Source organism: Actinomadura sp. CNU-125 (assembly GCF_001942465.1).
Taxonomy (GTDB): domain Bacteria; phylum Actinomycetota; class Actinomycetes; order Streptosporangiales; family Streptosporangiaceae; genus Spirillospora.
Genome location: NZ_MKJY01000361.1, coordinates 1 through 4,261, shown reverse-complemented (window position 1 = coordinate 4,261; position 4,261 = coordinate 1). Strand labels below are relative to the sequence as shown.

The following is a 4,261-nucleotide window of genomic DNA, read 5'->3' as shown; positions in this document are numbered from 1 at the left end:
CCGGGCCGCACCCGCGTCAGCTGCGCCGCGGCGAGCGCGGCGGCGGCCGTGACGGTCGCGCGCGCAGCAGCGTGTGGGCGGCGCCGATCCGCCACGCGACCAGGCCCGGTACGTCGACGCCCCGCCGCCGCATCAGCTCCCCGCACGCCTGGAACTCCGACAGCGCGGCGGCCGTGTGGCCCGTCGCGAGCAGCAGGTGCGCGTGCGCCTGCCGATGGTGCAGGCCGATCGGCGTCCGCAGCGCGTCCGGCGGGACGGGCGCGCGCAGCTGCCCGGCGGCCTCGGTGAAGCGGCCCGCCGCGGTGAGGGCCAGGACCAGCGCCGAGACCGGGAGGACGATCGCCATGCCCCAGCTCGCGGGGGAGATCCGGGCGAGCGCCGTCCGGGCGTGCCGTTCGGCGCCCGCCGGGTCGCCGAGCCGGACGCACGCGAGTGCGCGGATCGCGGCGAGCAGCGCGTGCGCGGCGGGATCGTGCAGCGTCGCCGCCCGGACAGCAGCGGGTCGCAGCGCTCCGCCGCCGCCCGGGCGCGATCGTCGTACAGCAGCGTGGCAGCGCCGTCGACACCGGGCCCGCGCCCAGGAGCCGCGCGCCGCGTCCCGCAGGATCTGCGGGCGGTCTCGGCGTCCGCACCGGACGCTTCGCCCGTCACGTCCCCGGTCAGCACCGCGGCCAGCGCGGCGGAGGCGCGCTCGCCCGGCTCGGCGGTCCCGGCGCCCGGGGACAGGGGCGGCGCGGTGTCGGTCCCCGGCGGGGCGCCGCCGAGCAGCAGCGCGCCGCGCCCGCGCCGCATGGTCGCCCCGGGCCGTCCGGCGAGCCGTTCCAGCAGCTCGTCGGCCTCGCGCCCGTCCCGAACCACATCAGGTAGAAGACCGCGCGCTCGGCGTCGTCGCGCCGCACCAGGCCGTCCCGTACCCCCGCCCGGAGCGCCGGGAGCAGCGGGACGATCGCCGCCGGGTCGATGCGCCAGTGCGCGCGGGCGAGCGCGGCGTCGATGCTGGGGGGCGCGCCGTTCGTCCGTGCAGAGGCGGCGCGCGAGGGACAGGCAGCCGAGGGCGGTGCGCGGATCGCCGTCCAGCAGGTGCCGTTCGCCCGCCTCCAGCAGCACCGGGACGGTCCAGGACGCGGCCGGCCGGGCGCCGCACGAGCCGCGGCGGACAGCAGGTGCCCGGCCACCGTCAGCACGGACGCGCCCTGCTCGTGCAGCAGCCGGCGAGCGCCCCGTGCAGGTCGGCGCGGTCGGCGGGCGGGGTGCCGTCGAGGATCGCGGCCCCCATGGACGGGTGGCGGAGCCGGCCGTCGGCCAGCAGGCCCGCGGTCGTCAGCACGTCGAGCAGGCGGGGCGCCCGCGCGCCCTCGGTGCCCGGCAGCCGGGCCAGGGCCGCGGTGGGGACGGCGCCGTCGGCGAGGGCGACGGCCCGGGCGATCGCCGTCGCCCGCGGGCCCGCCGCTCCAGCAGCGTCCGGACGGCCCGCGCGTACGCGGCGCCCGGGACGGTGCCCCGCCCGTGCCGGGCGTCCTCCAGCACGGCCCGCACGAGCAGCGGGTTGCCGCCGGTGACGGCGTCGCACCGGTCGAGGGTCACGGCGGCGGTGTGCACGGCGAGCAGCCGGGCCTGCTCGGCGCGCGACAGCGGCCGCAGCCGCAGGACGGTGACCCGGGGGTCGTTGGGCAGGGCGGCGCGGAACCACGGCGGCGGGCCGTCCGGGCCGGGGCGTTCGGTCAGCGCGATCATGATGCGCGCCGTTTTCCGGACGGTGCGCGCCAGATGGGCGAGGAAATGCAGGGACGCGGCGTCGGCGGCGTGCACGTCGTCCACACTGATCAGCAGCGGTGTTTCGGCGGACGACCGGAGGAGCCGCCCGGCGAGCCGCCGGAAAGGCGCGGCCGCCGCGACGGGAAGGACTTCCGGGGACGCGTTCCACTCGGCGGCGGGCACGGCCCGCACCGCCTCCTCCAGGAGCGGCCGCAATGTCCTCACCGTTTCGGGAGAAGTCCCGGTGATCATATTGCGGATCAGGGAAAGCGGAACTTCATGATCGTCGGCGAAGGGCAGCCCGGACAGGACGAGTGCGCCCGACTCGGCCGCCCGATCGGTCAATCCGTGCAGCAGCGTGCTCTTTCCCATGGTCGGTTCGCCGACGATGATCGCGATGGCGGGACGTCCGTCCAGGGAGGCCGTGAGGAGATCCGTCAGAGCGGCCGACTCCCGTTCCCGGCCGCCCGCCCGCCCGTCCCGGCGAGCCGCCCGGATCCGCTGTGCCATGCGCGAACACACCTCTCGCCGTCGTTTCCGCAGGCGGTGAGCCCATGAGCGGAGTAGACCACGGAAGCAGTCACAGGGACGTAACGGAGCGGGACGGCCGCTCGGCGTGGCCGCCGGGCGGACCGTGCGGCGCCGCCGGTATTCGCGTTCGCGCGCCGGTGGAATTGATCCGTTCGGGAAAGACGTGATCAGGTTCGCCGAAACGGCTGGCTGGATCCGGCCATCTGTCCGAGCATCCGACAAAGCCCAGGTGAGAGCGCTTCTCTTAACTCTGAGTAATGACACGTATGTATAGAGTCATCGGTTTTGTCTGGACGCCGTGCGAATATTGAAGTGTCGCCCCACAAGGGCACACGCATGTCGCCCGGTCATCTGCCGGTGACCCGAGGCGGGCTCCCGGTGCGGCCATCGCCGCCGTGGGTTCGGCCTCCCGTTAACGCTGTCCGGGGTTTCGGGGGAGGCGACGTCCGCATGGCCATTGCCGAGCGTACCGGAGAGATGCGCCGGCTCGACGAGGTCTTCGCCGAGAGTCGCGCCGCAGGCGGCGCCGTATTCATGGTGGAAGGCCCGGCCGGAACCGGAAAAACGAGCATAATTCACGAATTCGGCGAGCGGGTGATCGCCGCGGGCGCGGCTTTCCTGCCCGCCGCCGCGTCCCGCGCCGAACGCGGTTTCCCGCTGAGCGCGGTCGGTCAGCTGTTCGGCTGGCCCGCGCTGAGCCCCCGGCAACTCGAAGAGGCGGAACGGCTGCTGGAGGAGGGCGCCGCGGTGCCGAACCCCCGCCGCCCGTCCGCGGCGGCCGTCCCCGAAGAGGTCCTGCGCGGGCTCAGCGCGCCGCTCCTGTCGGCCGCGGACCGAGCGCCGCTGGTGATCGCGGTCGACGACGTCCACCACGCCGACCCGGCCTCCCTGCAGTTCCTCCACTACCTCGTCCGCCGGGCGGGCACCGCGCCGATCATGCTCGTGCTCACCGAGTGCGTGCGCGCCGCGCCCCCGCACCCACTGCTGCACGCCGAGCTGCTGCGGGGCCCGCGCGTCCACCGGCTGCGGCTGCGGACGCTGACCCGGGACGGCGTCGCGAACGTCCTGGCCGGGCATTTCGACCCGCTGACGGTCCGCCGGCTGGCGACCGGATGCCACCGCGCCACCGGCGGCAACCCGCTGCTGGTGCACGCGCTCATCGAGGACCACCGGACGTCCGGGGCCGCCCACCCGGCCGAGCTGGTGTTCGGCGAGGCGTTCCGCCGCGCCGTTCTCACCTGCCTGCACCGGTGCGAGGCGGTCCCGTACGCCCGCGGCCTCGCGGTGCTGCCGCCCCGCTCGTCCCGTCCGGGCGCCGGCGAGCTGGTCGGGCTGGACGCGCAGGCGGTCGCGCTGACCGGCGAGGTGCTGGCCCGCGACCGGCCTGACCGCCGGGGCCGGGTTCCGGCACGAGGCCGTCCGGGCCGCGGTGCTGGGCGGCATGCGGGCCGACCGGCGCCGCACGCTCCAGCTCCGCGCGCGCCGAACTGCTGCACCGGGCCGGGGCGCCCGCCGCCGAGGTCGCCGACCGGCTCGTCGCCGCCGACCGGGTGCCCGGCCCGTGGGCGCTGGCCGAGCTGCGCGAGGCGTCCGGGCCGATCTCCAGCGCGGCCGGCCGACCCGACACGATCGCCCGGCTGCGGCTCGCGCTGCGCGGCCGCCCCGACGGACCCGAACGCGCCGCGGTCCAGTTCGACCTGGCGTGCGCGGAGTGGCAGGCCGACCCGGAACGCGCGATCCGGCACCTGCCGGAACTCACCGCCGCCCTGCGCGCCGGGCACCTCCCGCCGGACGCCGCCGACCGGCTGACCACCTGGGCGCTGTGGCTCGGCCGCGTGGACGATGCCCGCGAACTGGACGGCCGCCGGAGCCGCCCCGGGCACCGTCGAACGCCGCCTGGCCCGCGCTTTCCCCGGCCTGGCCCCCTTCCACGACCCCGCGCCCCCACCCGACGTCCCCCACCCCGCCCGCCCTC

The 4,261-nt window shown here is 76.8% G+C and carries 5 protein-coding genes; 1 reads left to right on the top strand and 4 read right to left on the bottom strand.

The window, feature by feature from the left end:
* Positions 1 to 16 precede the first annotated feature (16 nt).
* The 4 genes from BJF79_RS56145 to BJF79_RS33340 all read right to left on the bottom strand — a co-directional run bounded on the left by BJF79_RS56145 (position 17) and on the right by BJF79_RS33340 (position 2,265).
* The gene (locus tag BJF79_RS56145; RefSeq protein ID WP_075903431.1) at positions 17 to 346 is read right to left on the bottom strand and encodes a hypothetical protein; all 330 of its coding nucleotides are present in this window, start codon (positions 344 to 346) and stop codon (positions 17 to 19) included.
* 313 nt (positions 347 to 659) lie between these two features.
* Positions 660 to 1,184 carry a hypothetical protein gene (locus tag BJF79_RS54215; protein ID WP_143220573.1) on the bottom strand — a complete coding sequence of 175 codons (525 nt, stop codon included), beginning with the start codon at positions 1,182 to 1,184 and terminating at the stop codon, positions 660 to 662.
* The gene (locus tag BJF79_RS56140; protein WP_158079368.1) at positions 1,178 to 1,327 is read right to left on the bottom strand and encodes a hypothetical protein; all 150 of its coding nucleotides are present in this window, start codon (positions 1,325 to 1,327) and stop codon (positions 1,178 to 1,180) included. The genes BJF79_RS54215 and BJF79_RS56140 overlap by 7 nt, the downstream gene beginning before the upstream one ends.
* Complete coding sequence (locus BJF79_RS33340; RefSeq protein ID WP_075903429.1) at positions 1,321 to 2,265, bottom strand: ATP-binding protein; 945 nt, start codon at positions 2,263 to 2,265, stop codon at positions 1,321 to 1,323. Before BJF79_RS33340 ends, BJF79_RS56140 begins: the two co-directional genes overlap by 7 nt.
* A gap of 471 nt (positions 2,266 to 2,736) precedes the next feature.
* On the opposite strand from BJF79_RS33340, the gene BJF79_RS33335 reads away from it, so the two are divergent.
* A complete protein-coding gene (locus tag BJF79_RS33335; protein ID WP_158079367.1) occupies positions 2,737 to 4,095 on the top strand; it encodes an AAA family ATPase in 1,359 nt (452 codons plus the stop codon).
* Positions 4,096 to 4,261: the final 166 nt, after the last annotated feature.

Coding starts and splice junctions, on each gene's coding strand:
- BJF79_RS56145 (WP_075903431.1), bottom strand. CDS start 346: ATGGCGATCGTCCTCCCGGTCTCGGCGCTGGTCCTGGCCCTCACCGCG.
- BJF79_RS33340 (WP_075903429.1), bottom strand. CDS start 2,265: ATGGCACAGCGGATCCGGGCGGCTCGCCGGGACGGGCGGGCGGGCGGC.
- BJF79_RS33335 (WP_158079367.1), top strand. CDS start 2,737: ATGGCCATTGCCGAGCGTACCGGAGAGATGCGCCGGCTCGACGAGGTC.